24 protein-coding genes and 1 riboswitch are annotated in these 24,825 nt (G+C 63.2%); of the genes, 7 read left to right on the plus strand and 17 right to left on the minus strand.

The genetic code is table 11. From position 1 onward, the window contains the following. Window positions 1–112: 112 nt before the first annotated feature. The 4 genes from E5Z01_RS11705 to E5Z01_RS11720 form a co-directional block, all read right to left on the minus strand. On the minus strand, window positions 113–1,330 hold the full coding sequence (locus E5Z01_RS11705; protein WP_135229527.1) for an adenylosuccinate synthase: 1,218 nt from the start codon (window positions 1,328–1,330) through the stop codon (window positions 113–115). Between the two features lie 202 nt (window positions 1,331–1,532). After that, the gene (locus E5Z01_RS11710) at window positions 1,533–2,060 is read right to left on the minus strand and encodes an NADPH-dependent FMN reductase (RefSeq protein ID WP_135229528.1); all 528 of its coding nucleotides are present in this window, start codon (window positions 2,058–2,060) and stop codon (window positions 1,533–1,535) included. After that, complete coding sequence (locus E5Z01_RS11715) at window positions 2,057–3,025, minus strand: phosphotransferase enzyme family protein (RefSeq protein WP_135229529.1); 969 nt, start codon at window positions 3,023–3,025, stop codon at window positions 2,057–2,059. The genes E5Z01_RS11710 and E5Z01_RS11715 overlap by 4 nt, the downstream gene beginning before the upstream one ends. A 48-nt stretch (window positions 3,026–3,073) precedes the next feature. Then, on the minus strand, window positions 3,074–3,412 hold the full coding sequence (locus E5Z01_RS11720) for a hypothetical protein (RefSeq protein WP_135229530.1): 339 nt from the start codon (window positions 3,410–3,412) through the stop codon (window positions 3,074–3,076). A 19-nt stretch (window positions 3,413–3,431) separates the two neighbouring features. On the opposite strand from E5Z01_RS11720, the gene E5Z01_RS11725 reads away from it, so the two are divergent. From E5Z01_RS11725 to E5Z01_RS11735, 3 genes are all read left to right on the plus strand, one after another. Further along, on the plus strand, window positions 3,432–3,773 hold the full coding sequence (locus E5Z01_RS11725; protein WP_240738339.1) for an AEC family transporter: 342 nt from the start codon (window positions 3,432–3,434) through the stop codon (window positions 3,771–3,773). A 103-nt stretch (window positions 3,774–3,876) separates the two neighbouring features. Beyond that, window positions 3,877–4,737 (plus strand): DMT family transporter, encoded by an 861-nt coding sequence (locus E5Z01_RS11730; protein ID WP_135229563.1) that lies wholly within the window; start codon window positions 3,877–3,879, stop codon window positions 4,735–4,737. Beyond that, window positions 4,734–6,212, plus strand: a complete 1,479-nt coding sequence (locus E5Z01_RS11735) for an ABC transporter permease subunit (protein ID WP_420810844.1) — start codon at window positions 4,734–4,736, stop codon at window positions 6,210–6,212. Before E5Z01_RS11730 ends, E5Z01_RS11735 begins: the two co-directional genes overlap by 4 nt. On the opposite strand, the gene E5Z01_RS11740 is transcribed toward E5Z01_RS11735, so the two are convergent. The 8 genes from E5Z01_RS11740 to ribD form a co-directional block, all read right to left on the minus strand. Continuing rightward, window positions 6,169–7,590, minus strand: coding sequence for an O-antigen ligase family protein (locus E5Z01_RS11740; protein ID WP_167757890.1), 1,422 nt, complete (start codon window positions 7,588–7,590; stop codon window positions 6,169–6,171). The two genes, E5Z01_RS11735 and E5Z01_RS11740, sit on opposite strands and share 44 nt — an antisense overlap. Further along, window positions 7,565–7,939 (minus strand): prepilin-type N-terminal cleavage/methylation domain-containing protein, encoded by a 375-nt coding sequence (locus E5Z01_RS11745; protein WP_135229533.1) that lies wholly within the window; start codon window positions 7,937–7,939, stop codon window positions 7,565–7,567. The genes E5Z01_RS11740 and E5Z01_RS11745 overlap by 26 nt, the downstream gene beginning before the upstream one ends. Window positions 7,940–8,005: 66 nt before the next feature. Beyond that, window positions 8,006–8,365, minus strand: coding sequence for a prepilin-type N-terminal cleavage/methylation domain-containing protein (locus tag E5Z01_RS11750; protein ID WP_135229534.1), 360 nt, complete (start codon window positions 8,363–8,365; stop codon window positions 8,006–8,008). Window positions 8,366–8,652: 287 nt separating this feature from the next. Further along, the gene (locus tag E5Z01_RS11755) at window positions 8,653–10,194 is read right to left on the minus strand and encodes a DUF512 domain-containing protein (protein WP_135229565.1); all 1,542 of its coding nucleotides are present in this window, start codon (window positions 10,192–10,194) and stop codon (window positions 8,653–8,655) included. A 155-nt stretch (window positions 10,195–10,349) separates the two neighbouring features. Further along, entirely contained in the window at window positions 10,350–10,814 is a 465-nt protein-coding gene (gene ribH, locus E5Z01_RS11760) for a 6,7-dimethyl-8-ribityllumazine synthase (RefSeq protein ID WP_119764742.1), read from the minus strand. A 216-nt stretch (window positions 10,815–11,030) separates the two neighbouring features. Then, entirely contained in the window at window positions 11,031–12,218 is a 1,188-nt protein-coding gene (gene ribA / locus E5Z01_RS11765; protein WP_135229535.1) for a GTP cyclohydrolase II, read from the minus strand. Next, window positions 12,215–12,850, minus strand: coding sequence for a riboflavin synthase (locus tag E5Z01_RS11770; RefSeq protein ID WP_135229536.1), 636 nt, complete (start codon window positions 12,848–12,850; stop codon window positions 12,215–12,217). Before E5Z01_RS11770 ends, ribA begins: the two co-directional genes overlap by 4 nt. 112 nt (window positions 12,851–12,962) lie before the next feature. Next, a complete protein-coding gene (gene ribD, locus E5Z01_RS11775) occupies window positions 12,963–14,039 on the minus strand; it encodes a bifunctional diaminohydroxyphosphoribosylaminopyrimidine deaminase/5-amino-6-(5-phosphoribosylamino)uracil reductase RibD (protein WP_240738341.1) in 1,077 nt (358 codons plus the stop codon). A 107-nt stretch (window positions 14,040–14,146) separates the two neighbouring features. After that, window positions 14,147–14,322: riboswitch (FMN riboswitch) on the minus strand. 108 nt (window positions 14,323–14,430) lie between these two features. On the opposite strand from ribD, the gene E5Z01_RS11780 reads away from it, so the two are divergent. Continuing rightward, complete coding sequence (locus tag E5Z01_RS11780) at window positions 14,431–15,624, plus strand: cysteine desulfurase-like protein (protein WP_135229537.1); 1,194 nt, start codon at window positions 14,431–14,433, stop codon at window positions 15,622–15,624. A gap of 34 nt (window positions 15,625–15,658) precedes the next feature. Here E5Z01_RS11780 and E5Z01_RS11785 read toward each other — a convergent pair whose 3' ends face one another. Further along, complete coding sequence (locus E5Z01_RS11785) at window positions 15,659–16,210, minus strand: isochorismatase family protein (RefSeq protein ID WP_167757891.1); 552 nt, start codon at window positions 16,208–16,210, stop codon at window positions 15,659–15,661. 210 nt (window positions 16,211–16,420) lie between these two features. Here E5Z01_RS11785 and E5Z01_RS11790 point away from each other — a divergent pair, with 210 nt between their 5' ends. Next, on the plus strand, window positions 16,421–17,401 hold the full coding sequence (locus E5Z01_RS11790; protein ID WP_135229539.1) for an NUDIX domain-containing protein: 981 nt from the start codon (window positions 16,421–16,423) through the stop codon (window positions 17,399–17,401). Window positions 17,402–17,541: 140 nt separating this feature from the next. Here the strand turns inward: E5Z01_RS11790 and E5Z01_RS11795 are convergent, their stop codons facing one another. Then, complete coding sequence (locus tag E5Z01_RS11795) at window positions 17,542–18,264, minus strand: SIR2 family NAD-dependent protein deacylase (RefSeq protein WP_135229540.1); 723 nt, start codon at window positions 18,262–18,264, stop codon at window positions 17,542–17,544. Between the two features lie 92 nt (window positions 18,265–18,356). Here E5Z01_RS11795 and E5Z01_RS11800 point away from each other — a divergent pair, with 92 nt between their 5' ends. Then, the gene (locus E5Z01_RS11800) at window positions 18,357–21,668 is read left to right on the plus strand and encodes a type ISP restriction/modification enzyme (RefSeq protein ID WP_135229541.1); all 3,312 of its coding nucleotides are present in this window, start codon (window positions 18,357–18,359) and stop codon (window positions 21,666–21,668) included. A gap of 3 nt (window positions 21,669–21,671) precedes the next feature. Here the strand turns inward: E5Z01_RS11800 and E5Z01_RS11805 are convergent, their stop codons facing one another. After that, a complete protein-coding gene (locus tag E5Z01_RS11805; protein ID WP_240738342.1) occupies window positions 21,672–21,944 on the minus strand; it encodes an alpha/beta hydrolase family protein in 273 nt (90 codons plus the stop codon). 106 nt (window positions 21,945–22,050) lie between these two features. Here E5Z01_RS11805 and E5Z01_RS11810 point away from each other — a divergent pair, with 106 nt between their 5' ends. After that, the gene (locus E5Z01_RS11810) at window positions 22,051–23,559 is read left to right on the plus strand and encodes a carboxypeptidase M32 (protein WP_167757892.1); all 1,509 of its coding nucleotides are present in this window, start codon (window positions 22,051–22,053) and stop codon (window positions 23,557–23,559) included. Between the two features lie 58 nt (window positions 23,560–23,617). Here E5Z01_RS11810 and E5Z01_RS11815 read toward each other — a convergent pair whose 3' ends face one another. After that, a complete protein-coding gene (locus E5Z01_RS11815; protein WP_240738344.1) occupies window positions 23,618–24,181 on the minus strand; it encodes a GNAT family N-acetyltransferase in 564 nt (187 codons plus the stop codon). 14 nt (window positions 24,182–24,195) lie between these two features. Beyond that, entirely contained in the window at window positions 24,196–24,810 is a 615-nt protein-coding gene (locus E5Z01_RS11820) for a DedA family protein (RefSeq protein ID WP_135229544.1), read from the minus strand. Window positions 24,811–24,825 lie beyond the last annotated feature (15 nt).

Raw genomic sequence — 24,825 nt, forward strand, 5'->3', positions numbered from 1 at the left:
GCGGGCCGAACGCCAAACCGCCTAACCGCAGGGTCGCTGCGCATTAGACGGCTTGAAATCCACCTGAACGTCAGGGGTTGAAGTGACCTTCGGTTTGTGGCCTGTGCCGGCGTTACGTCCAGCTGACCTCGCCGTAGGTCTTCTCGCGTTCCGGGCCGCACGAGAAGATCACCACCGGGCAGTTCACGGTTTCCTCGATAAGCGCCAGGTACGCCTGCGCTTCTTTGGGCAGCGTTTCACGGCTGGTCGCACCGTCGGTGGTGTCCCAGCCTTTCAGGTGCTTGTAGACGGGTTGACCGGCGCTGTCGTAGGCGACGCACACGGGAATGCTCTCCAGGCCGCTCAGGATGTCCATCTTGTTGATGACCAGGCCGTCCAGGCCGTTCACGTCCACAGCGTACTTCAGCAGTTCCAGATCCAGCCAGCCCACCCGGCGCGGGCGTCCGGTGGTGGTGCCGTACTCGTCCCAGGGGTTGGAGCCGTCGCCACGCAGGCGCAGAATTCCCGCCTCGTCCGTGACCTCGGTGGGGAAGGGGCCGTGGCCCACGCGCGTGTTGAAGGCCTTCGCCACGCCGAACACCTTGTTGATGGCCTTGTGGCTGACGCCCGCGCCCACCAGCACGCCCCCCACCGTGGGGTAGGAACTGGTCACGAAGGGGTAGGTGCCGTAGTTCAAGTCCAGCAGGGTCGCCTGGGCACCCTCGAACAGCACGTTGTGGCCGTCCTTCACGGCCTGACGCAGCAAAGCGCCCGTGTCCTGCACGAACGGGGCGAGCTTCTCACGAATGGGCGCCAGCGCCGCCATGCCCACGTCCACGCTCGTCCAGCCCGCATCACGGGTGCTGTTGGGCTTGGCTTCCATCAGGCGTTCCAGACGCTCACGCAAGACCGCCTCGTCCAGCAGGTCACCGAAGCGAACGCCGACGCGCCGCGCCCGATCCGCGTAGGCCGGGCCGATGCCGCGCCCCGTCGTGCCCACGAAATCCTTGCGCCCATCCACGAACTTGTGGTGGGGGAGCACCAGGTGGGCCCGGTCACTGATCCGCAAATCCGGGTTCAGGCCACCCTCCAGCAGGTTCTGCCGTTCCTCCAGAAACTTGTCCGGGTCAATCACCATGCCGTCGCCCAGAATGGACACCGCGCCCTCGTGCAGCACGCCGCTGGGCAGCAGGTTCAACTTGAATGTCTTGCCCTTCGCGTTCACCGTGTGGCCCGCGTTGGCCCCGCCCTGATAACGCGCCACGAACTTCGCTTCCGGGGCCAGGAAATCAACGATCTTCCCCTTGCCCTCATCGCCCCACTGAGCACCAATAATTGCAATACCAGGCATCAGACGCCCCTTCGCCACGCGCCCAGACTTACTCTTTTTGTTTCCTTGCTCGGTCTGCGAGACTGGGGGTCAAAAAAAAGCACGGCGCGTGGCACCGTAACTCAGTCTACCCGACCGGCCCGGGGCGTGGGTGGAACGTCTGCACCGGGTTCAGAGAAAAGAAGGGCTGCTGGCCTTCTGGTGGGGCTTTTCTATCACTGACTTACTGGATCCGAGATAGTTTCTTCAGCACTTCTCGCAGGCTATCCCGCACCTCGGCGTCGTGAATCAGGCCATCTGCGTCCACCAGGTCGCGTGGAATGGGCAGATGCAGGCAGGCCTCCTCAACTATCCGGGCGTTCACGTAGCCCAGGACAATTCGCAGGGAATCGTGGGCGTCTCTAGCCTGTGTGGGGCTGGTGGAAACGTTGATCCAGGCGACCGGCTTCCCGTTCAGGACGGTGCTGCCGACCATCCACTCCAGCAGGTTCTTGAAGGCGCCCGGCAGCGCCCCGGCGTACTCGGGCGTGCAGATGAGGAGGGCGTCGGCGGCCGCAATGGCAGCGCGAAGGCCAGTCACCGCCTGGGGAAGGGGGTCGTGGTCGTCTTCCGGGTTGAAGTGCGGCAGGTCGGCCATCCCGCCGTACAGGGCCGTTTGGAGAGCGGAAGGGGCAACGTATTGAAGGGTTTGCAGGGCTGCGCCATTGACGGAACCCGCGCGCAGACTGCCGTTCAGCAGCAAGAAATTCACGCGTGTTCCTCCCACCAATCCTGCACGAAGTTCAGCCCGCGCCGGAAGAACTCCGGGTGCAGCGATTCGCTCCCATTGACCCAGACGCGCCCGGCGAACAGGCCCATGAACCAGAAGGAACGGGCCAGGACGAAGAAAGGCAGGGCCTTGCGCTCCGCAGCCGTCAACGGGCGAACGTCCTCATAAGCGTTCAGAAAGGCGGGCCACACGGTCGCCAATTCCTCGGGGGTGTCGTTCAGGGCGTGATCCCACCAGTACACCGCCAGGTCGTAGGCCGGCCAGCCAGGGCCACCACAATCGAAGTCGAACAGGCGCAAGGTGCCCTGGTCGATGCGCGCGTTGGCGTCATGGGGGTCGCCGTGACACGCGCCCCACCGCAGTTCGGGCGTCAGGGCGCTCAGGCGGGTGTGGGTGCGCGCAGCCAGTTCCTCCAGCGAGTTCAGGGTCTGCGGATCGTCCGGCAACTGGGCACGAATGGCGTTCAGCGGTTCGGTCAGCAGGTGAGCCAGATCGAGGGAAAACCGCCCACCAGCCGGGAAGGCCGCACTGGCCTGGTGAAGGTTGGCCAGGGTTCGGCCGTACAGTGCGGCGTCCCCGGCGGTTCGCTCGGGCATTCGGCCCTCGACAAACTCGAAGACCGCGTAAGGACGCGTTCCTTCAAGGGCGCTCAGTTCGCCGTATAGTTGGCCGTTCAGCGCCGACAGGGGCCGGGCCGCAGTGTTCAGACTGGCCGTCAGCGAGAGCTCCCAGTCCAGGTCGGCTGGCGTGCGCCAGCCTGCGCGGTACACCCGCAAGATGGCGTGCGGGTGCCCAGCCAAGCCAGTCAGCAGGTAAGTGTCATTGATGCCACGCCGCAGAAACCGAAGCTGAACGTCGTCCTGACCGGCGTATTGCTGCTGTACCAGCCGGGCCAGCGCCGCTGCCGACAGCACCGAGTGAACAGCGGGAAAGAAAGTGGATGTCATTTCTCTCAGCCTGTCACGCCGCAAACGTCACGGCATCCATGAAATGGCTCACTCGTCTGCCAGGAAAGGTGCGATGCTGGGCAGCAGCAGGGGAGACTGAAGGATGTCGTAGTACGTCGTGCCGGGCAGAATCGCCAGTCGGTGCTTTGTCATGCCCGAACGATTCCAGTGGCCGTCCTTGTGCCCCCCGCCCAGCAGGGCAAAGAACTGCGCCGCGTGCGCGGGCGGCAGCCTGTCGGCGTCACCGACCAGCAGCATTACCCGGGCCTGAATCCCGCCGAGTTCGTCCGTCCAGTCGAACTCGCGGCCCATCAACTCGCCCAGGCGTCCCACCAGGCGCGGCCAGTCCTCCACCCGTGGGCCAAGACCGCTGTAAAGCTGATACATGGGGCTTTGTTGCACCCTGATGGCGCAGGCGACCCTGCCGATGGTGCTGCTGGCGCTGGGCCTGCAACTCGGTTCGGGCGGCTGGCCACGCCTGGGCACGCGCATCTGGCTGGCCACCGCCGCGCGCCTGATCGGTGGGCCGCTGATCGCGCTGGCCTGCGGAAAACTGCTGCACCTCAGCGCCCTGAATCTTCAGGTGCTGGTGCTGTCGGCCAGCATGCCCACTGCCGTGAACGCCCTGCTGATCGCCCGCGAGTACCACGCCGACACCCAGACCGTCGCCGCCGTGGCGACCCTGAGTACCCTCGCCAGCGTCCTGACCATCGCCGCCGTGGTCACTTTGCTGCCCTTCATTCGCTGAACTCTCTTTGGCCATCCCTGACAACCCGCAGCCCACCCCCAGTGACCGCGCTACTCTGCTGGGCGTGAGTGCTGTAGCCGCGCCGCGCATCGACGCCAGATCCATGGCGGCCATCGTGTTGACCCTGGTCTTCTGGGCGTCGGCCTTTGCGGGCATTCGCGCCGGGCTGGAAGCCTTCGGCCCCGGTCAACTGGCGCTGTACCGGTTTCTGGTGGCCAGCCTGGCGCTGGGGGTGTACGCGCTGATCACCCGTACTCCCGTGCCGCCCCTGCCGGAGCTGCTGCGCATCCTGGGCCTCAGTGTTCTGGGCATTACCCTCTACCACGTGTTCCTGAATTACGGCGAGGTCAGCGTGCCGGCCGGAACCGCCAGCCTGATCGTGGCTGCCGGGCCGAGTATGACTGCGCTGATGGCCACGCAGTTTGCCGGCGAGCGCCTGAACGCCTGGGGCTGGCTGGGCACCGCCATCGCCTTCGCGGGCGTGGCCCTGATCGTGCTGGGCAGCGGGCAGGGCGTGCAGTTCACGCAGGGCGCCGTTCTCATTTTGCTGGCGGCGCTGGTGACCAGCGTGTACTTCGTGTTTCAGCGACCCCTGCTGCGGCGCATGAATCCGCTGCACTTCACGGTCTGGAGTCTGATGCTGGGCACCGTGCCCATGCTGGTCTTTTTGCCCGGTCTGCTGCGCGAACTGCCCGCCGCACCGCTGCACACGCACCTGGCGGTGATTTACCTGGGGCTGTTCCCCAGCGCGTTGGCGTACCTGGCCTGGAGTTACGCCCTCTCGCGCGTGCCGGCCAGCGTCACCACGTCCTTCCTGTACGTCAACCCGGTGAACGCCATTCTGATCGGCTGGGTGTGGCTGCGCGAGGTGCCCACACGCGTGAGCCTGCTGGGGGGCCTGATCGCCATTGCCGGGGTGGTGCTGCTGAACCTGCGGGGCCGCCCGAAAGAAGGCCAGGCGTGAACCCCCCCGCGCCCGGCAACGCCATCGAACTCCAGAACGTCTGTATGCGCCTGGGCGGTGAAATTATCCTGAACGGCGTGACGCTGAACGTGCCGCACGGCGAATTCCTGGCGATCGTGGGGCCGTCCGGCGGCGGAAAAAGCACGCTGCTGCGCGTCATCGCGGGGTTGATTGCGCCGCAGTCGGGAACGGTCAAGGTTTCCAGCAACCCGGCGCTGGTGTTTCAGGATTACCGCCTGCTGCCCTGGCGCACTGCCCTGCGCAACGTGCAACTGCCCGCCGACCTGGGCGCCGGTGGCGGCCTGGATGCGCCCGCTGCCCTGCACCTGGTGGGTATGAGCGCCTACGCCCCGTACTTCCCGGCGCAACTCTCGGGCGGCATGCGCGCCCGCGTGGCGCTGGCCCGCGCCCTGGCGCAAAGCGGCGACGTGCTGCTGCTCGACGAACCCTTCGGCGCCCTCGATGCCCTGGTACGCGAGCGCTTCAACGCCGAATTGCGCCACCTGCACGACAAAACCGGGCGCACCACGATTCTCGTTACGCACAGCATCCGTGAGGCGGTGTGGCTGGCCGACCGCGTGGCGGTGCTGCGCGAGGGCCAGATTCTGGAACTGGTGGACACGCGCGGCGAAGGGCGCGTCAGTGCCTACACCGAGGGCCTCGAAGCGCACCTGCGCGGCCTGCTGGGCACCGGGGACAGCACCCGCGTGCGCCTGCCCCACCGCGAACGCTGGAGCAAAACCACGCTGCTGCCGCTGCTCGCCATTGCCCTGGGCTTTCTGGCCTGGCACCTGCTGGCCACGCGGCTGGGCCAACCCTTCCTGTTGCCCACCCCCGCCGCCGTGTGGCAGAAATTCCAGGCCAATGCCCCTCTGCTGTGGCAGGCGCTGTGGGTCACTGCAAAAACGGCGCTGCTCGGCACCTTCCTCGGCGGGCTACTGGGCATGCTGCTCGGCTACCCTATTGCCAAGTTCCGCGCCCTGGAACGCTTCCTGTCCCCGTACATCGTCACCTCGCAGAGCACGCCCATCGTGATCATCGCGCCGCTGCTCGTCTCCTGGCTGGGCTTCGGCACGCTGCCCGCCGTGATTGTTTCGGCCCTCAGCGCCCTGTACCCCCTTCTCGTGTCCACCATGATCGGCGTGCGCGAAATAGACCGCACCTACCACGAACTGTTCGACACCCTGCACGTGGGCTTCTGGCAACGCCTCATGCACCTGGAACTGCCCGGAGCGCTCCCCGTCATGCTCGGCGGCCTGCGCCTCAGCGCCAGCCTGGCCCTGATCGGCGCCGTCGTGTGGGAATTCACCGACCCCAACCAAAAAGGACTCGGCTTCCGTGTCCAGGAAGCCGGAGTCAGTTACGACAAGGCGTTACAGTTTGCTGCGATTACCTTTCTGGTGCTGTTCGGGGTGTTGCTCTATGCCGTCATTACGGCGGTGGAGCGGCGGGTGCTGGGGCAACGGGGGAAGTGAGACCATTCCCCGGAGCTTCCTCTCTAATAGATCTGGAGAGCGCAATACCCATCATGAGCCAGGCTATAGGAGCAAAGCGAATGATTTCAGGCCATAAAAAGATATAGAAAGCATAGGCTAGCAGGCTAGTGCTTATGCCAGGAGCGCTCAGGCGACTTGACCAGATAGCCCAGGTCAGCAGCGCAACGAAGCAGAGTGCCGCTGGAATACCGTAAGTCAGGGCATAATCCATATATTCGTTATGTACTTTGTCAACTGAAGCAAGCATGATGTTTTCGCGTTTGCCGTCTTGGTATATAACCCGCACACTTGGAAAATTATTTGGATCTAAAGGCAACTCCTCAAAGGACTTAATATTCTGAATTCCCCGCTCCTGCATCAGATCTGGCAGTGGGCGAACATGGAACGTTTTGATGAGCGCTGGGGTACCCCAACCAAACAAAGGTTTCTCTTTAATACCATACAGCGCAGATTTCCAGAGAATCGTGCGCCCGCTATTATCTGCAATACCTTGACTCACTTTGGCATTGAGTAAGTCGGTCTTATGAAAAAACGTGGTTCCACCCCATAGAATGAACCCAACCGCCACTGCTCCCCAAATCCGCCAGGGTACTCTAAATGCAAGCAATCCTAGCAGCCCCAATAGTCCGGCCAGCCAAGCAGTACGAGTGAAGGAACCCCATAGCGCCCAGGACATGAGCACTACACCCAAGGCGTACAAATTACTATGAATTCTGACCTGCCCGGCCTGATAAATCGTGAAAGGCAACAGCAGTGCCATAGCGCCACCTAGATAACCACGGTTGCCGAGAGTACCGCCGAAAAGAGTTGCGGTAACTCCTGTAAAAGCATTTCCATTAGGCACGCCCATCAGATGAAGCTGCTGCAGGATGTTGGTTAAGGCAAGCAAACTACCTCCAATGAGAATCGCTATTCCCAATTTCTGTTGCCACTTATGATCTTGCTTAGCCCAGCGCCAGCCAGCCAACAGAACCAGGGCGTACAACATATGCATCAGCACTCCGTCGGCTCGGTCAAGTTGTCCCCACCAACCTGCCCAGCCTGCTCTATTAAGCAAGGTCGTTATGGTGAGCCAAGCAATCAGAATCAGCACAATGGTTAGGGGTGGGCGCACACCTTTCCAGGGACTACTCCAGTTAAAAAGCATCAGCAGGACGCTAGGCAGGATAACTACATAGATCCACCATAAGCGCGGATATAGATAGGTTTGGTCGAAAGATTCAAAGATATTGGGGTTAATGATTAATGGTAGTACAAAAAGTGACCCCAGAAAGAGGGGGATTGCCAATGAAAAATGGCCTGTTATACCACCAGATTCTTGCGAAGGAGGCTCAATTTCCTTGAGTGAATTGACCATTCTCATATTTAAAAATTTTCCCAGTACTACTCGTAACGACAATGTTATATTCTGTTGAGTCGGCATTTGAGTTAATTGCCGTGGTTTTAACTGATGCTGGTAAATGCTGGCCAGCATCGCCGAGTAGTGGATCATCACATTTTGTGGCTTTAACGACATAGCCCTGCAGATCTTTTAACATCTCCATGCTGTTGACACAATGCCTCAAAAAGGCATATGCGCTTACATCATTAGCCTTATTGCGTGATAAAATCAGATTGGGGATAAGTACAGCCACCAGAATACCAGTAATGGTAATCACGATCAGAAGCTCAATGAGCGTAAAGCCTTGAGCCTTTTGGTTGATCATTAAAATCCCCTCTTATCAAAAGACCCTCACCCGAAGGTGAGGGTCTTATCTGGCTCCGAAGTTAGATTAGCTGCTACCAACGATCTTCTTGCCATCGTAGGTAAAGGTCTTACCCGTCTTGGAAACTGCCGCGATGGTGTAGCTATCAGCAGCAGTGTTATAGGTAATAGTGCAGCTGGTAGTGGAGGTGGGAAGGCTGAGGTCCTGCAGTGTAGCGCAGTTGGTTTCGGTAGGCAGAGCCTGAGTCACGCTATCGCGCTTGGCTTCAACGGCAGTAATAGTGTTGCGCAAGAAGCTCTGGGTAGCACTGTCATTAGCCTTGCTGCGGGCACTCAGCAGGTTGGGGATCAGGACGGCGGCGAGGATACCGATGATGGCGATAACGATCAGCAGTTCGATCAGGGTGAAGCCTTGGGTGCTTTTCATGGTGTTCTCCTGGTTCGGCGCGGCGGATAAGGTTATGTATAAGTTCCGCGTAGCCTACTTATGGCGTTTAGCAGTTCCGGGTGTCTCCCGTTCTTGCTTGGTCATAGCGTAAGGTGGGGGGTCTAACAATTCTCTTACGTCCTGTTGTAAGTCGCTTCTGCTCAGCTGTCCAAAGTCAAGCGCAGATGATGCTTGGCAAAAACGGGTGTCCAGCGCGAATTTTTCCTTTTTCTCGGCTATGATTTTCCGGCCTAATTGGCGCTGACCTTAATGTCTCCTGCTGGTGCTCAGGCCTTGCCGCGCCTGTTTTCTTCAGCCACTTCTACTTCCAGAGGTTCGCCAGGGGCCGCGCCGCCTCTGGCCTGGGCGGTGTCCTTAATGGCGTGAGCACTCAGGCCGAACTGGTGGCCACTGCTGTGGGCCCCCTGCAAGATCACGCGGGCCAGTTCACCCAATGTTGCGCCGCCCGCGCGGACGTCCATCTTGAATTCGTTGCGCAGATCGCCCAGGCTCACGTCGTCCAGCATCAGTTCGGTGCCGTAGCGCAGGGTGGTGGGCGGCACGATCAGCAGATCGGCCTCGCCCGACTTCACGGCGTGCCGGAAACAGCGCCCGGTCAGCAGGCCCGCCACGGTGGTCACCCGGCCGAAGGTCTTGTTCTCCACGGCGCGAACCTCGATGTCAAGGCCCTGAATGCCCCGCAGGGGCGCAATGGCGCGTTCCAGCGAGTCCGCGAACAGCAGACCGGTGCCCAGCACCACGCGCATCGGCTGGGGCAGCGCGGCGGGCAATTCCGGCAGCGCTTCGGTTAAGAAGTCGCGGATCATGCCCACGCCGTTTTCCAGCATGGGGAAGCCCTCGTACTCTTCCTCGGCAGGCAGCGGTTCACCCGCCAGCAGGTACAACTCGTCCGATGGGAATACAAAGCGCGTGCCCCGCTCCGTCAGGAACTTCCTGCGCCACACGTTCAGACGCTTCAGGGTGTCCTGTGCTTCCTCACGGTTGAACGTCCGCACGTCCGGCAGGTTGGTGCGGTGCCCGGTCAGGCCAATCGGCACCACCGCCGCTGAAATCACGTTGGGGCGGCTACTCAGATACTCCACCGTCTCGTCCAGGTTCTCGCGGTCGTTGCGGCCGGGCACCAGCACGATCTGCGTGTAGAGGTCGATGCTTTCCAGCCGCTCGATCATGCTGCGAATCTGCACCGCCTGAGGGTCTTTCACCTTGAGGCGCCACCACTTCATCATGTCCTGCCGCAACTCCTGATTGGCGGTGTGTACCGACACGTACAGCGGCGACAGGTTCTCGTCCAGAATGCGGTTGATGTCGCCTTCAGTTAGGTTTGTCAGCGTCACGAAGGAGCCGTACAGGAACGACAGGCGGTAGTCGTCGTCCATGATGTACAGGCTCTTGCGAAAGCCGCGCGGCATCTGGTGCACATAACAGAAATCGCACTTGTTGGCGCACTTCTTGATGCCGTCGAACAGGACTTCCTCGAAGTCCAGGCCCGGGTCTTCCCACTCCACGCTGAACGTGAAGGTGTCAGTCAAGTCCGGCGCGGCGGGCATCAGCAGGCGGTGGTGATCCTGCGCGGTGGTCGGCACACCCGTCATGACCTGAAGCGCCTCACGCGGACGCGCCACCTCCAGAGACACTATGCCCCGCTCCAATTCACGGCGGTACGCCAGCACATCCGTCACCGCCTGCCCATTTACCCGCAAAAGCACGTCACCCGGACGCACGCCCGCCCGTGCCGCCGGACTCCCGTCCTCCACGCTTTTAATCGGCGCAGGATACACCTGCTCATTCAAATTCTCGGCTGCCGTCATCGTCATCACCCCCAAATCGAGGCAAGTCCGGCCCCGAGGAAACAGGCCAGTGTAACAGATCGGGCAAGAGGAGAGGGTGAGGAAAAGAAGCATCCAGCCCCCGGCGGGTCTGTCCTGCGGCGGGTCTGCTCGGGCGCGTGTCCTGGACGGTGTTCTCAGCCAATTGTTTTCAGCAGGTTCACGGTTTCGATCATGGCCAGTACGGCTTCCGCGCCCTTGTTGCCGGCCTTGATGCCGGCGCGGTTGAGCGCCTGTTCCACGGTGTCGGTGGTCAGCACGCCGAAAGCCACGGGAATGCCCGTGTGCAGGCTCGTGTTCAGAATGCCGTTCGCTGCGCCACCCGCGACGAAATCGTAGTGATCCGTGTCGCCCTTGATGACCGCGCCCAGACACACCACCGCGTCATACCGGCCGCTCCCGGCGAGTTTACGCGCGACCAGCGGCACCTCGTACGAACCCGGCGCGATGAAGTGCTCCAGGTTTTCTGTTTTCCCGCCGTGCTGCACGAACGCCAGTTCCGCGCCCTCCACCAGGCGATCCACGATCAGGTGATTCCAGCGCGTGGAGACGACGGCAAACTTGAGGTCAGTGGCAATGAGGTTGGCTTCAATTCTTTTCATGGGGTATTCCTTTGGAAAGCGGCTGGCAGAAAATCGTGGGCCAGCGGCGTCTTATACCGTTCTGGCCGACGTGGAGCACAGTCGAGCGGCTGTTCTCGGATGTGCGGAATAGAGTTCGGAACGGTATTTTCTCCTGCTCACGCTGTTCGGAAAAAGAGAAGGGTCGGAAACAGAGACGGGTTGGCCGTTCTCTTTGTCGGAGTGGTCGGAGTGGTCTTACAGGTGGCCCAGCTTCTCGCGCTTGGTGTTCAGGTAAGCGGTGTTCTGGGCTGTCTGGCCGACGTGCAGGGGCACGCGCTCCACGACGGCCAAGCCGAAACCGCTGAGGCTGCGTAACTTGCGGGGGTTGTTCGTCATGATGCGGAGTCGCTGGGCGCCGAGCAGGTGCAGCATTTGCGCCCCGAGGCCGAACTCGCGGGCGTCCACGGGCAGGCCCAGACGTTCATTGGCTTCCACGGTGTCTGCGCCGCCATCTTGCAGGGCGTAAGCGCGGATTTTATTGAGCAGGCCAATCCCGCGCCCTTCTTGCCGCAGGTAAATGACGGCGCCGCGTCCCTCACTGGCGATGGCGGCCATGGCTGCGTCCAGTTGCGGGCCACAGTCGCACTTCAGGCTGTGAAAGGCGTCCCCGGTCAGGCACTCGCTGTGAACGCGCACCAGCAGCGGTTCAGGGGTAATGTCCCCCATGACGAGGGCCACGTGTTCGGCACCACTCAGGGAATCCTGAAAACCCACCATGCGGAACTCGCCAAAGTGCGTGGGCAGGCGCGCTTCGGCCACGACCTGCATGAACGGGTCGTTCTCCAGGCGGTACGCGATCAGCGCCTCGATACTGCCGACCTTCAGGCCGTGCTTCTTCCCGAAGGTCAGCAGGCCCGGCAGGCGCGCCATCTCGCCGTCGTCGCCCATGATCTCGCAGATGACGCCCACGGGCGCAAAGCCCGCCAGCCGTGCCAGATCGCACCCGGCCTCGGTGTGTCCGGCCCGGCGCAGGACTCCGCCCGGACGCGCCACCAGCGGGAAGATATGCCCCGGACGGCGAAAATCGGCCTGCGCGGCGTCATCGTTCAGCAGCGCGGCAATGGTCGCCGCCCGGTCGAAGGCACTGATGCCCGTGCTGTTGCTCACGTGATCCACACTCACCGTGAACGCCGTGCCATTCGGGTCGGTGCTGCTGCCCACCATGGGCGTCAGGTTGAGCCTCTCGGCCCGGTCAGGCGTCAGCGTGACGCAGATGAGCCCCCGGCCCTCCCGCGCCATGAAATTCACCCACTGTGGCGAGGCGGTCGCGGCGGGCATCAGCAGGTCGCCCTCGTTCTCACGGTGCTCGTCATCCACCAGAATCACCGGGCGGCCCGCCCGCAATTCCGCCAGCAGCTCGCAAATGGGGGAGAGGGCCGTCATGCCTGCGCCTCCAGTTCACGCACGGCCAGCAGGCGTTCCACGTACTTCGCCACCTGATCGGCTTCCAGATTTACCCGTGTTCCCGCCCGCCAGTGGCGCAGGGTCGTGACCTCCAGCGTGTGCGGCACCAGCCACAGCGTGAAGTCCTCGGCGGGCCAGTCGGGCTGGCTTCCCGCCGGGCCGCCCACATCCACCAGCGTGAGGCTCACGCCGTCCACCGTCATGCTGCCTTTCGGCGTCAGGTAACGCGCCAACCCTTTCGGGGCCCGCACGTGCATGGTGTACGCGCCCGGTTCCTCACGCACCTCCAGTACCTCGCCCACGCCGTCCACGTGTCCACTCACGATGTGACCCCCGAACCGCGCCCCCGCCGTCATGGCCCGCTCGAGGTTCACCGCCTGCCCCTCGACCCAGCGGGGAGCCGTTTTCGCCACCGTCTCACGGCTCAACTCCACGCTGAACGACACGTCATCCCACGCGGTGACCGTCAGGCACGCGCCGGCGCAGGCCACCGACTCGCCCAGCTGCAAATCCGTCCACATGTGCCCGGGCGCAATCGACACGCGCACGTTCCCCGCCACCTCACAGACCGCCACGACGCGGCCTGTCTGCTCAACAATTCCAGTAAACATAATGAACTCCCATCGAAAGAGAAAACCGTCCGTCTGAACGCCGCCTGTGCCCCGCCGCTTGGCCCTAGGGAGCCGGGCCAAGCGGCGCCCGCTGAAGCGTTTTCGCCGTGTTTTATTTCCGCGCGACCCATCCAGTGATCAGCACGTCCGGCCCCACCTGCTCGACCTGCACGTTCTCCAGCGCGGCGGCGGCGTGCATGGACCGCACCGGCAGGCTCAGGGCCGCGAGGCCTGCGCCCAGGAGCTTCGGGGCCACAAAGACGCGCAACTCGTCGATGAGGCCCTCGTCGAAAAAGGCGCTGGCGAGGGTCGGGCCACCTTCCAGCAGCAGCGTGGAAATGCCGTGCCGGGCGAGCCCTTGCAGCGCCTCCTGAAGCGAGGTGGAAGGCAGGATGGTCACGCGGTCGTCTCCCTCCAGCGGCGAGCGAACGCCCTGCCGGGTGACGAGAAGCGTGCCCACCCGCACCGCGCGCGCCTGGCTGCCGATGTGGCCCTCCGGATCAAACAGAACCGGGCGGGCGTTGCGGCCTCCCTCAAGCCCGCGCGTGGTGAGCTGCGGGTCGTCCAGCAGTACGGTGCCGCGCCCCACGGCGACGGCGTCCACCTGGTTGCGCCACGCCATGACGCGGGTGCGGGCCTCGGCGCTGCTGACGGGGCCGTTCGCTTCACCCTGTGCGGCGACCTTGCCGTCCAGCGTCATGGCGTACTTGTAGATCACGTGAGGGCGCCCGCGCCCCACCACGGAACGGAAGCCCGCCTGCTGACGCGCGGCCTCGGCTTCCATGACGCCTACCGTCACGTCAAGGCCTGCCGCGCGGAGCCTGGAAATACCCTGCCCGTTGACCAGTGGGTTCGGGTCAGGGGCGGCCACGACCACTCGCGCCACTCCCGCCGCCATCAGGGCATCTGCGCACGGGGGCGTGCGGCCCGCGTGACTGCACGGTTCCAGCGTCACGTAAGCGGTGGCGCCCCGCGCCCGTGCGCCCGCGTGACGCAGCGCGAACACCTCCGCGTGCGGCTGCCCAGCCTGCGGGTGAAAACCGCGGCCCACCACCTCGCCCCGCTGCACGATCACGCAGCCCACAGGTGGGTTGGGCGAGGTTCGGCCCAGTCCCCTGGCGGCCTCGGCCAGCGCCAGCCGCATCCACTCCACGTCGTTCGGTGGATGTTCTCTGTTCTTTTCATTCATACGAAAACGCCACTGACCGGGGTGGTCAGTTCAGCGTTCCCCTTTCTTCCATCCAGACTTGGCGACACAACATACGCGGTTTGTGGTGGCCTGAAGCTCAGGGGTAGTCCTGCGCTTTTCCTGCCAGAACTCCCGTGTTGTTCTGCGGCTTTCACTGTCGGCCCCGGAGTTTCACCGGGTCGGGCCTGCCCCCTATGGTTGTCGGCAGGCTTCGCGGGCTGAGACGGGGTTTTTCTCCGTCAATACCGCCGGTGGGGAATCGCACCCCGCCCCAAAAGAGGTGGCCCGCCCCATGGCCGGGCCAGGTGCAGGGTAACGCACGCCCATGAACGGCGGGTTGGAGCTGTCCAGCATGGCAGAGGCCTGCTGCTGACTTGCCCTACACTGCGGCATGTCTGATCTCCGTGTGGCCCTGCGTGCTCAGTTCCCCAGCCTGGCTTCGGGGCGGGTCTACCTGGATAACGCGGCGGGCGGGTTGATTCCGCAGCACGGCATCGACGCCGTGCAGGCGCACCTGACGCGGTACGGTGCCACGAACGCCCTGCCGGGCCACCAGCCGGGCGCGGAGGTGCTGGCCCTGCGGCAGCGGGCGCGTGAGGCCACGGCGCTGTTCCTGAACGCCGACCCGGCGGACGTGGCCCTGGGGCCGAGTGCCACGGCGCTGGCGTTTCGCCTGGGCGCAGCGTTCTCGCGCCTGTGGGGCGCAGGGGACGAGGTGATCGTGTCGGGCCTGGAGCACGAGGCGAACGCCAGCCCGTGGCGGGAACTGGAACACGTGGGCGTGAAGGTGAAGGTGTGGCACGCCCGTCAGCCGGATATGCGCCTGCACCTGGACGACCTGAAAGCCCTGCTCACAGAAAGAACGCGTCTGGTCTCGGTCACGGCGGCCAGCAATGCGCTGGGCGTGACGCCTGACCTGCCTGCCATCACGCAGATGGTACGGGGCGCGGGCGCCTGGACCGCCGTGGACGCCGTGCATTCCAGTCCGCACCATTTGCCCGACGTTCAGGCGTGGGGCGCAGACTTCGTAATGTTCAGCCCTTACAAGGTGTTCGGCCCTCACCTGGGGGGATTGTGGATTAAGGGCGAGCACCGGGAGCGCCTGCCTTGGCCGAAACTCAGTTTCTTCGCGCCCGGCGACATGGCGGGGCTGGAGCACGGCACGCCGCCGTACGAGCTGCTGGCCGGGTGGCTGGGTACGCTCGATTACCTGCGCGAACTGGGCGGGAAACCCGAGTTGACCCGTGCGGCGCTGGTGGCCGCTTACGGCCATATCGAGGCCCTGGAGCAACCCATCGAGAAAAAGCTGCTGGAGGGCCTGCTGGCCCTGCCGAACGTGACCGTGTACGGCCCCCACAACCTGGACGACCGCGTCGGAACGGTGGCCTTCCGCGTGAACGGTGAAACACCCACCCAGACGGCGCAGCGCCTCACCGCACAGGGGGTCGACGTGGCGGCGGGGCATTTCTACGCCGTGCAGCCCCTCAGCGACCTGAACCTGTATCCCGAAGGCATTGTGCGGGCCAGTATTGCCCACTACACCAGCCAGGAAGACATCCGGCGCTTCCTGAACGCCCTTGCCTGAAGGCGCTTATGCCTCCTCTGGCAAGAGAAGGGTGTTACTTTTCGTTGAACGCTTCCGCGGTGGTGGTGAGCCGTGAGCCGATCCCCGGCAGGCGCGTGTAAGCGGCATTGCGGTTCACCCAGTTCACAATGCGCTCGGCTGGATAGTCCTGCCCGTTGAATTCGCCGTTCTCGGTGGTGTGGGCGTCCTGCACCAGCGTCACCGGGTAGCCGCGGTACAGGCTGCCGTACAGCGTGGCCGTGATGCAGGCGTCACTCTGCGCCCCACACAGGATCAGTTCGCCCACGTCCAGTTTCTCCAGTTCCGCTTCCAGATTCGTTTCCGCGAACGAATCCCCGAACGCCTTTTGAATGACCGGTTCACCCACCCTGGGTTGCAGTTCTGGCACAATCTGCCAGGCGTCCGTGTCCTTTTTCATCCAGTCGTCGTGGTGCTGCACCCACACCACGGGCACGTCCTGTTGCCGCGCTTCGGCCACCAGCCGGGCGATATGGCCCACCACCGTGTCGCGCTGGTAGGCGCTTTGCACCACGTCGTTCTGGACGTCTACCACCAGCAGGCCCTTCTTCGAGCGGTCTTTTTTCATGCCTTCAGCGTAAAGGCTATTCCCGTCAGAAAGTGACGTAAAGTCGATGCCGCACCAGCGTTGCCTGACGCCGCGCCGGGCCAATTGCCAGTCGGACATGAAACGGTCTGGCATTACTGTCGCGGGCCGCCGGACAGGAAAGGCTGCTCACCTTTCGTCTCTCCTCCTTTTCGCGGATGCCTTTCACTGCTGCGTGCCTTACGGTAAAGCATGTCTGAAGCCCTGAACTTACGCGCTGTGTGGGGGAACCGTCCGCTGCTGTCCGTCGGGGTCAGTGTGCTTCTCCAGGATGAAGGGGGCCGCGTCCTGCTGCAACGCCGGGGTGACGATGGCCTGTGGGGAACGCCGGGCGGCGGTCTGAACCCCGGCGAGGACTTCCTGACGGCGGCACACCGTGAGCTGCTGGAGGAAACCGGCTTGACCTGTCCGAACCTGAAACTGCTGCCACTTGCAGAGGGCCTGGTCAGCGGTTCAGACTTCTGGCACCGTTACCCCAATGGGCACGAGGTTTACATGCTCGGGCGGCGGGCACATGGCACCTTACCTGCCGCTGCACTGGCGCACGCGAATCCTGACGACAGTGGCGAAACCCTGGAGTTGCGGTGGTTTTCGCTGGACGACTTGCCGGAACTGAGCAGCAACACCAACCGCGCCAGCCTGAATGTCCTGCGTTCACGCGCTGGCCTGAGCCCGCTGCCCCTGAACCCCGTGCCGCCTGCCCCGCCTGTCGGTTCGCACCTGCTGGACTTGCGAAAACTGGTGGGTTCACGCCCGCTGTTTGCGCCGGGCGCCAATGTGCTGGTGGTGAACGGTGAACACCGGCTGCTGCTGCTCCGCCACGCGGGAACGGGGCGCTGGACACTGCCGGGCGGCAGTCTGGAACCCGGCGAGACGTTCGAGGCCTGTGCACGCCGCGAAACCCTGGAGGAAAGTGGCCTGACCATACATGAATTAACGCCGCTGCTGCTGTGTGCTGGGGCAGAGTACCGCTTCACTTACCCGCACGGGGACGTGGTGGACAACGTCTCGGCGCTGTACCGCGCTGAGGGCTGGAGTGGCGAACTCTGCCTTCAGGTGGAAGAAGTGCTGGAACACGCCTGGTTTTCTGCCGACGCCCTGCCACCGGACGAGGCCCTGAGCGGCGCCCTGATTCGCACCCACGTCGGGCACTGGCGGAACACGTTGGCCTGACTTATACCAATTGCGGTTCTATCGCTGCTTCCCGGCGATATCACCCGACTGGAAGGAGAAGCAAAAAATACGTGCTGCAGAAAATGAAAGAGGATTGCGGTGCTTTTCCGAGAGTCCTATGGAATTGGACGCAGTGCGTATCACGCCAGCAACTGCGCCAGCCCTGCGGAGGCCTTCTCACGCAGGCTGAAAGTCAACAGGGGCGTCAGTTCGGTGGCGTCCGGGTTGATCTCGATGACGACGGCGCCTTCGGCCATGGCTTCCAGCGCCAGCCCGGCCGCCGGGTACACCACGCCGCTGGTGCCGACAATCAGGGCGACCTCACAGGTGTGAAAGGCGTTCTGGGCGGCTTCCAGGGCGTCCTCGGGCAGGAACTCGCCAAACCACACCACGTTGGGCCGCATACGGTTCCCGTTCGGGGAAGTGGGCGGCGTCTGCAACGCGTCTGGCGCGGCCAGCGGGAAAGTTTCGCCGGTTTTCTCGTCCCGTGCACTCAGCAGGTTGCCGTGCAACTCCACCAGGCGTTTACTTCCGGCGCGGGCGTGCAGGCCGTCCACGTTCTGCGTCGCCAGAAAAAAACCTTCCCCTTTCTCGCGCTCCAGCCCGGCCAGCAGGCGGTGGCCCTCGTTCGGTTGGGCGTTCAAGATCTCGCGGTAACGTCCAGCGTACCACTCCCACACCATCTCCGGGTCACGGGCGTAAGCGGGCGGACTCGCCAGGTCTTCCGGCCTGAAGCGCGCCCAGTGGCCTGTCTGCGCGTCCCGGAAAGTCGGGATACCGCTCTCGGCACTGATGCCCGCCCCGGTCAGGACGGCCACTTTTTTGGCGTTCCTCAATGCCGCCCGCGCCTCGGTCAGGTTCATGCTTACAGGGTAAGGCACTGGCCGACTCCCTGTAAGTCAAGTATGAAAACCGTCTATCAGGCGAGGGTCTCTGTGGAAAGATAGGCTTTGACATGGTAAAAACTCCCAGAACAGCCTTCGGCGATTATGTGAAGGCCATCCGCAAGGTTCACGGCAAGGGGACGCCCGAGAATACCTATCTGCCACTGCTCAAAGAGTTGCTGGACGCCTTGCTGCCCGAATACGAGGTCATCACTCACCCCAGTAAAGACGAGCAGGGTCTGCCCGACTTCGGCCTGAGGGAAAAGGATGGAGCCGAAAATGTGGCTCTCGGTGAAGCAGAGGCCCTGGATGTTCCGCTGGCGAAAAATGTACACGGGCTGGAGCAGGCGCGGCGCTACGCCCGGCAGAAGCCCACGCTACTGACCAACTTTCACGAATTCGTCGTGCTGGAGGGCGAGACCGAGCTGGGCCGGTACACCATCCCCCACGCCGACTTGACCAGCGCGACCACGCCCGCCGACCTGGCAAAAACTCACCTGGACGAGTTGAGCGCCCTGCTGAGCGTGTGGGCCAGCGCACGCGGCAGCCTGACCCGGCCTCAAAAGATCGCCGGCTTACTGGCTTACTATGCCCGGCAAGCCATGCACAACCTGGAAGGACAGGACGCCGACGCCCTGGCCCCGCTGCGCAAAGCGATGGAAGACGCCCTGGGCACCAGTTTCACCCTGCCCAAGATCGAGAAGAACAAGAAAAACGCTGAACAGCAGCGCAGAGAAGAGGCCAAATGGGCCGAGAAACAGGCCGAACTCGATCACTTCTTCCGTTCCAGTCTGGTGCAGGCCCTCTTTTACGGACTGTTCGCTGGGTGGGTCGCTGCTGCCAGGACAGGCAAGGGCGCTGAGATCAGCCGTGGAAACATCGCCGACGACCTGAATATTCCCGTCATCAGCCTGCTGCTCGACGAGGTGAACACCTCCCGTAAGCTCACCCGGCTGGACTTGCGCGCCCTGGTTGACCGCGCCCTCGACATGCTGCGGCGCGTGGACGCCGAACCCTTTTTGAAGAGTTTTCAAGAAGGAGCCGCCGTCACGTACTTCTACGAGCCGTTTCTGGAAGCCTTCGACGCCCAGCTCAAGAAAGACCTCGGCATCTGGTACACCCCGCATGAGATCATCCGCTACCAGATCAGGCACGTTCACGGGCTGCTCCAAACCCACCTGAACTTACCGCTAGGCCTGCTCGACCCGAATGTGACCATTCTCGATCCCGCCACGGGCACCGGAGGCTACCTGCTGGAATTGGGCCGCTTCCTGACCGCCGAAATGCAGAAAGAAGGCAAAGGGCGCGTCGGCGCACGGTTGAAAGAAGCTTTCCAGACCCGTATTTACGGCTTCGAACTGATGCCCGCGCCCTTCGCCATCGCCCACCTGCAACTGGCCCTGCTGCTCAGCGAAGCGGGCGCACCCCTCAACAGCGATGAGCGCGTCGGCGTGTACCTCACCAATAGCCTCAACGGCTGGGAACCTCGCAAAACCAAACCCGACCCCCTGTATGGCGAGCTGGCTGAAGAGCAGGAGCTGACCGACGAGGTTAAACACCACCGCAAGATCATGGTTATGATCGGCAATCCGCCTTACGCCCGCTTCGCCGATATGCCCGACAATCCTGAAGAATTGGCCCTGGTCGCCCCATACAAAACTTGCTTGCGCGAAAGCTGGGGCGTAAAAAAACAACTCCTGGACGACCTGTATATACGCTTCATTCGCCTGGCCGAGTGGCGCATCGCCGAGAACACCCAGGCAGGTATCGTCTCCTTCATCACCAACCGCAGTTACCTGACGGGCATCAGTCACCCGGTCATGCGCGAACACCTATTGAAGCGCTTCGACCACCTGTACATCGACGATTTGCACGGCAACCAACGCGCCCACAAAGCAGGTGACGGCAGTGTGTTTACCACCGACACCAGCGGCGGCATCAAAGTGGGCGTGGCGGTTGGTACCTTTGTCAAACTGGCAGACAGCCCACCCGACACGCTAGCGCAAGTGCATTACCGCGATTACGAAGGCAGCGGCGAAAGCAAACGTCAGGCGCTCCTGGAAGAAGCCACGCCGTATGAACCCGCTTTCACCCCCAGCCGCAAACACCGCTACATCTTGAAACCCCTGAACGGAGAAGATGCGTACTGGGACTGGCCGAGCGTAGACGAGATTTTTCCAATGCGATTTAGCGGCGCTCAAGCTGCCAGAGATGGTATTGCAGTCAGTTTCCTCGGAGAGGGCCGCCAGAAAGCTGAAGACCTAGCCGACGAATTGATCTCTGATGCGAGCTTCATCGAGAAGTACGCTGAAGCCTCTCTTGAGAGGGATGGCAGTCTCAAGGGACGAAATGCTGTTATTGGGAATGAGATTCAGCGAATTGCCGTTCAGCCATATTTATTCCGTCCGTTTGATCTTCGGGAGGTTCTCTGGGATGACCGCCTGCTCATTCGTGATCGCCCAGAATACCTTCCTCAGATTAGTGAAAACGCCTTCCTCATCGCCAGTCAAGTCATGGAGAAATTCGTAGAAGGTGAAGAAGGCGCTCCTCTCTTTGACCGGGTGGGATTTTCAAACGTTGGTATCGAGTTCCATCACATGCGACCAGATGCAAGAGCAATCCCTCTCCGCTTGCGTTTCAAGCATTTCGCTTCGGATGAGCAGTACGAGTACCTGCCCAACATCTCCGACTTTTACGATGATCTGGCACGGGCGGGGGTGTTGAAGGTCGCGACTGCGAAAGCGGGGTCAACTTGCTTGCCTAGGCCTAAGCCTGCGCCTGTGCTGTCGCGGTACGGCGTGGTGAGGGACGAGAAAGGGCGGCCCAACGCGCTGGCGTGGGAACTGGCGGAACAGGTGTTTTACCACGCGTTGGCGGTGCTCAGTGCGCCCTCCTACCGCGCCGAACATGCCGAGTATCTGGCGGAAGATTGGCCCCGTGTGCCGCTGCCTGGCACTCGCGCCGTGCTGGCCCAGGGAGCAGAACTGGGCCGCAGGGTGGCGGCGCTGCTTGACCCGCAGGCGCAGCCGGACGTGCCGCGCTCGGTGGGCCGCCTGGTGACGCCGGGCACAGACATGGAAGCGCCGGAAGCGGAGTTGAACATTGGCGTCAAACCGCGCTATGACGCCGGGCGAGAAGTGTATGTGTTGTCGGACACGCTGGAATTAGCGGGGGTATCTGAGGCAGTCTGGGGGTTCACGCTGGGCGGGTATCCGGTACTGAAAAACTGGGTGGAGTATCGCAAAGGCCGCAAGCTCACGCTGGACGAAGCCGATTGGCTGGAAAGTATCGTGCGGCGCGTGCAGGGGTTGCTGAACCTGGGGCCTGAACTCGACGCCGGGTATACAGCGGCAAAAGCCACTGGGGATACGGCGCCGAGCTGATGTCTACAGCCGCCTTTCGAGGTAATCGGCCAGCAGGCGGTAGCTGCGGGTCTTCCCGGCGATGTCGGCGCTGCCGTGGCCCTCGTCGCTAAATTCGACGTACTCGAAGTGCTCACCTTCCTTCTTGCCGTCAGCGATCAGCGCGTCGCGGAAGTCGCGGGCCTGGTTGATCGGGTAGCGCGTGTCGTTGGTGCCATGCATCATGAACATGTGGGCTTTCAGTTTGCCCGCGTGGGTAATGGCGCTGCGCTCGCGCCACAGCTCGGCGTCGGCCACGGGGTCGCCAAGTGAGTGAATTGCATTGAGCAGATGGAAGAATGGAGCCATCCGGGGCGCTTTCCCACGGATGGCGTAGTTCTGCAATCTGCTCTAGGCTCTGGGTATGACCAAAACCGATACGCAGTGGACGGAGTTGACGCGACGCTGGCAGGAACTGGCCGACCTGAGCGGCATCAATTCCCTATTGGGCTGGGATCAGAGCACGTACCTGCCGCAGGCGGCCTCGGCGGGACGCTCGCGGCAGACCGCGCTGATCTCCACCATCGCGCACCAGAAGGCCACCGACCCGGAGTACGGCAAACTGCTGGACACCGCCGGAAAGAGGGACGACCTGACGCCCGAGCAGGCCAGGATGCTGGGGCTGGCCCGCAAAAACTACGACCAGGCCACCCGCCTGCCCACCGCCTTTGTCGCCGAGTGGACGGAGCACGGCGGCAACAGCTACTCCGCCTGGACGGAAGCCCGGCCCGCCAACGACTTCAGGCGCATGGTGCCCATCCTGGAGAAGACGCTGGATTACAGCCTCCAGGGCGCGGGGTACTACCCCGAGTTCGCCACGCCGATGGATTACTTCATCGACCAGTCCGACGAGGGCATGACCCAGGCCCAGGTCGATGACGTGTTCCGCCAGCTCCGCGAGGCGCTGGTGCCGCTGGTCGAACAGGTGGCGCAGGCCGAGAGGCCCCGCGTGGACTTTCTGGAACGCCATTACCCCAAGGAGCTGCAACTCAAGTTCGGGGAGGGCATCATCCGCGATTACGGGTACGATTTCACGCGCGGGCGGCAGGACTTGACGCACCACCCCTTCATGACGCGCCTGGGCGGGCACGACGTGCGCATCACCACCCGCGTGAAGGAAAACGACCCCATCGACGCGCTGTACAGCACCCTGCACGAGTCCGGTCACGCGCTGTACGAGCAGGGCGTCGCCGAGGAGTACCTGGGCACGCCGCTGGGCCACGGCGTCAGTGCGGGCGTGCACGAGAGCAGCTCGCGCCTCTGGGAGAACCTGGTGGGCCGCAGCCGCGCCTTCTGGGCGGCGTATTTCGGCGACATGCGGGACGTGTTCCCCGAGCAACTGAAGGACGTGACGGAAGAAGAGATGCACCGCGCCAGCAACGTGGTGGCCCGCAGCCTGATCCGCACCGACGCGGACGAGCTGACCTACAACCTGCACGTGATTACCCGCTACGAACTGGAACGCGACCTGCTGAGCGGCAAACTGGCCGTGCGCGACCTGGCCGACGCCTGGCACGCCGCCTACGAGCAGAACCTGGGCCTGCGTGCCCCCAGCGACGTGGACGGCGTGTTGCAGGACGTGCACTGGTTTTTCGGGCAGATCGGCGGGGCCTTCCACGGCTACACGCTGGGCAACGTCCTGAACGCCCAGTTCTACGCCGCCGCCGAACGGGCCAACCCCGGCCTGGAAGGGGACATTGCCCGCAAGGACTTCTCGCGCCTGCGCGTCTGGCTCACGGAAAACGTGTACTGCCACGGCAGCCGCTACACCCCGAATGAATTGCTGGAGCGGGCCACCGGGCAGGGCCTGAGCGTGGAACCCTACCTGAACTACCTGAGGACGAAGTACAGCGACCTGTACGGCCTGAAGTAAGGGAGAAGCGGGGGGCGGCGCGGACGGGGGAGACCGGAGGCCCGCGTCGCCCCCGCCCCTACTGCACGCGACTGAACACCAGCGTGTCCCGCAATTTCAGCGGGTTGTCCGCGGCCACGTCGTCGTTCCTGAAGACAGCGTCCAGTGTGAAGCCCAGCTCACGGGGAATGCGGGCGCTGCGCTCGTTGCGGGCGTCACAGCGAATTTCCAGGCGGCGAAACCCCAGCGTGTCCAGGGCCAGGCCAGTCAGCGCCCGCGCGGCCTCCTGCGCGTACCCCCGCCCGGTGTGGGGCGTGGCGACCCAGTACCCGATCTCGCCCCTGGGCACCAGCCAGTTCAGGTGGTGCAGGCCGCTGTTGCCCAGCAGGGTGCGCCCGTCCGCCGTCCAGATCACGTAGGTCAGTTCGGTACCTTCCCTGAACCGCTCGATGCTGGCCTGGACGTACTCCCGGCGATCCTCCAGCGTGGCGGGGGCGTGCGCCCACGGCATCCACACCTTCAATTCCGGCAGTGACGCCTCGATGGCCGCCTGCATGGCCCCGGCGTCCTGCACGCGCGGCTGGCGCAGCAGCAGGCGCTCGGTGCGCAGTTCCGTGGGGATGGTCGGGAAGGAGAAAGTCACCCGTTCATTGTGCTTCAGTGACCCTCACCGATGTGCGCCCGCTTGCGCTTGATGAACGTCCACACCAGGTACAGGGCCACCAGGGCCAGGATGACCTTCGAGGCCGGGTCGACGATATGCGAGACCTTCTCGTAGTTCTCGCCCAGGGCGTACCCGGCGTAGGCCAGCAGCGAGGCCCACACGCCGGAACCGATGGCGCTGTACAGCAGGAACTTGGGCAGCGGCATCTCGCTCATACCCGCCGGAAGGCTCAGCAAACTGCGGATGCCGGGAATCAGGCGGCCGAACAGCACCGCCTTGCTGCCGTGACGGTCGAACCAGTCGTCAGCCTTCCTGATCTCGTTGCCGTCCAGCGTCAACCACGCCCCGTGCTTGTCGGCCCATTTCACGATGCGTTCCTCGCCGAAGGCCTTGCCGATGAAGTACAGCGGCAGGGTGCCCAGCACGCTCCCCAGCGTTCCGGCCAGGGCCACGCCCGCAAAGGTCAGGTCGCCCCGCGCCGCCGCGAACCCCGCCGCCGGCATAATCAGCTCGCTGGGAATGGGCGGAAACAGGTTCTCCAGGATCATGAGCAGCACGATCCCCAGGTATCCCATGCTGTCCATCAGGTTCTGCATCCACTCAATCATCCCCAGTAGCTTAAC

The organism is Deinococcus fonticola (assembly GCF_004634215.1).
GTDB classification, from domain to species: Bacteria; Deinococcota; Deinococci; order Deinococcales; family Deinococcaceae; genus Deinococcus; species Deinococcus fonticola.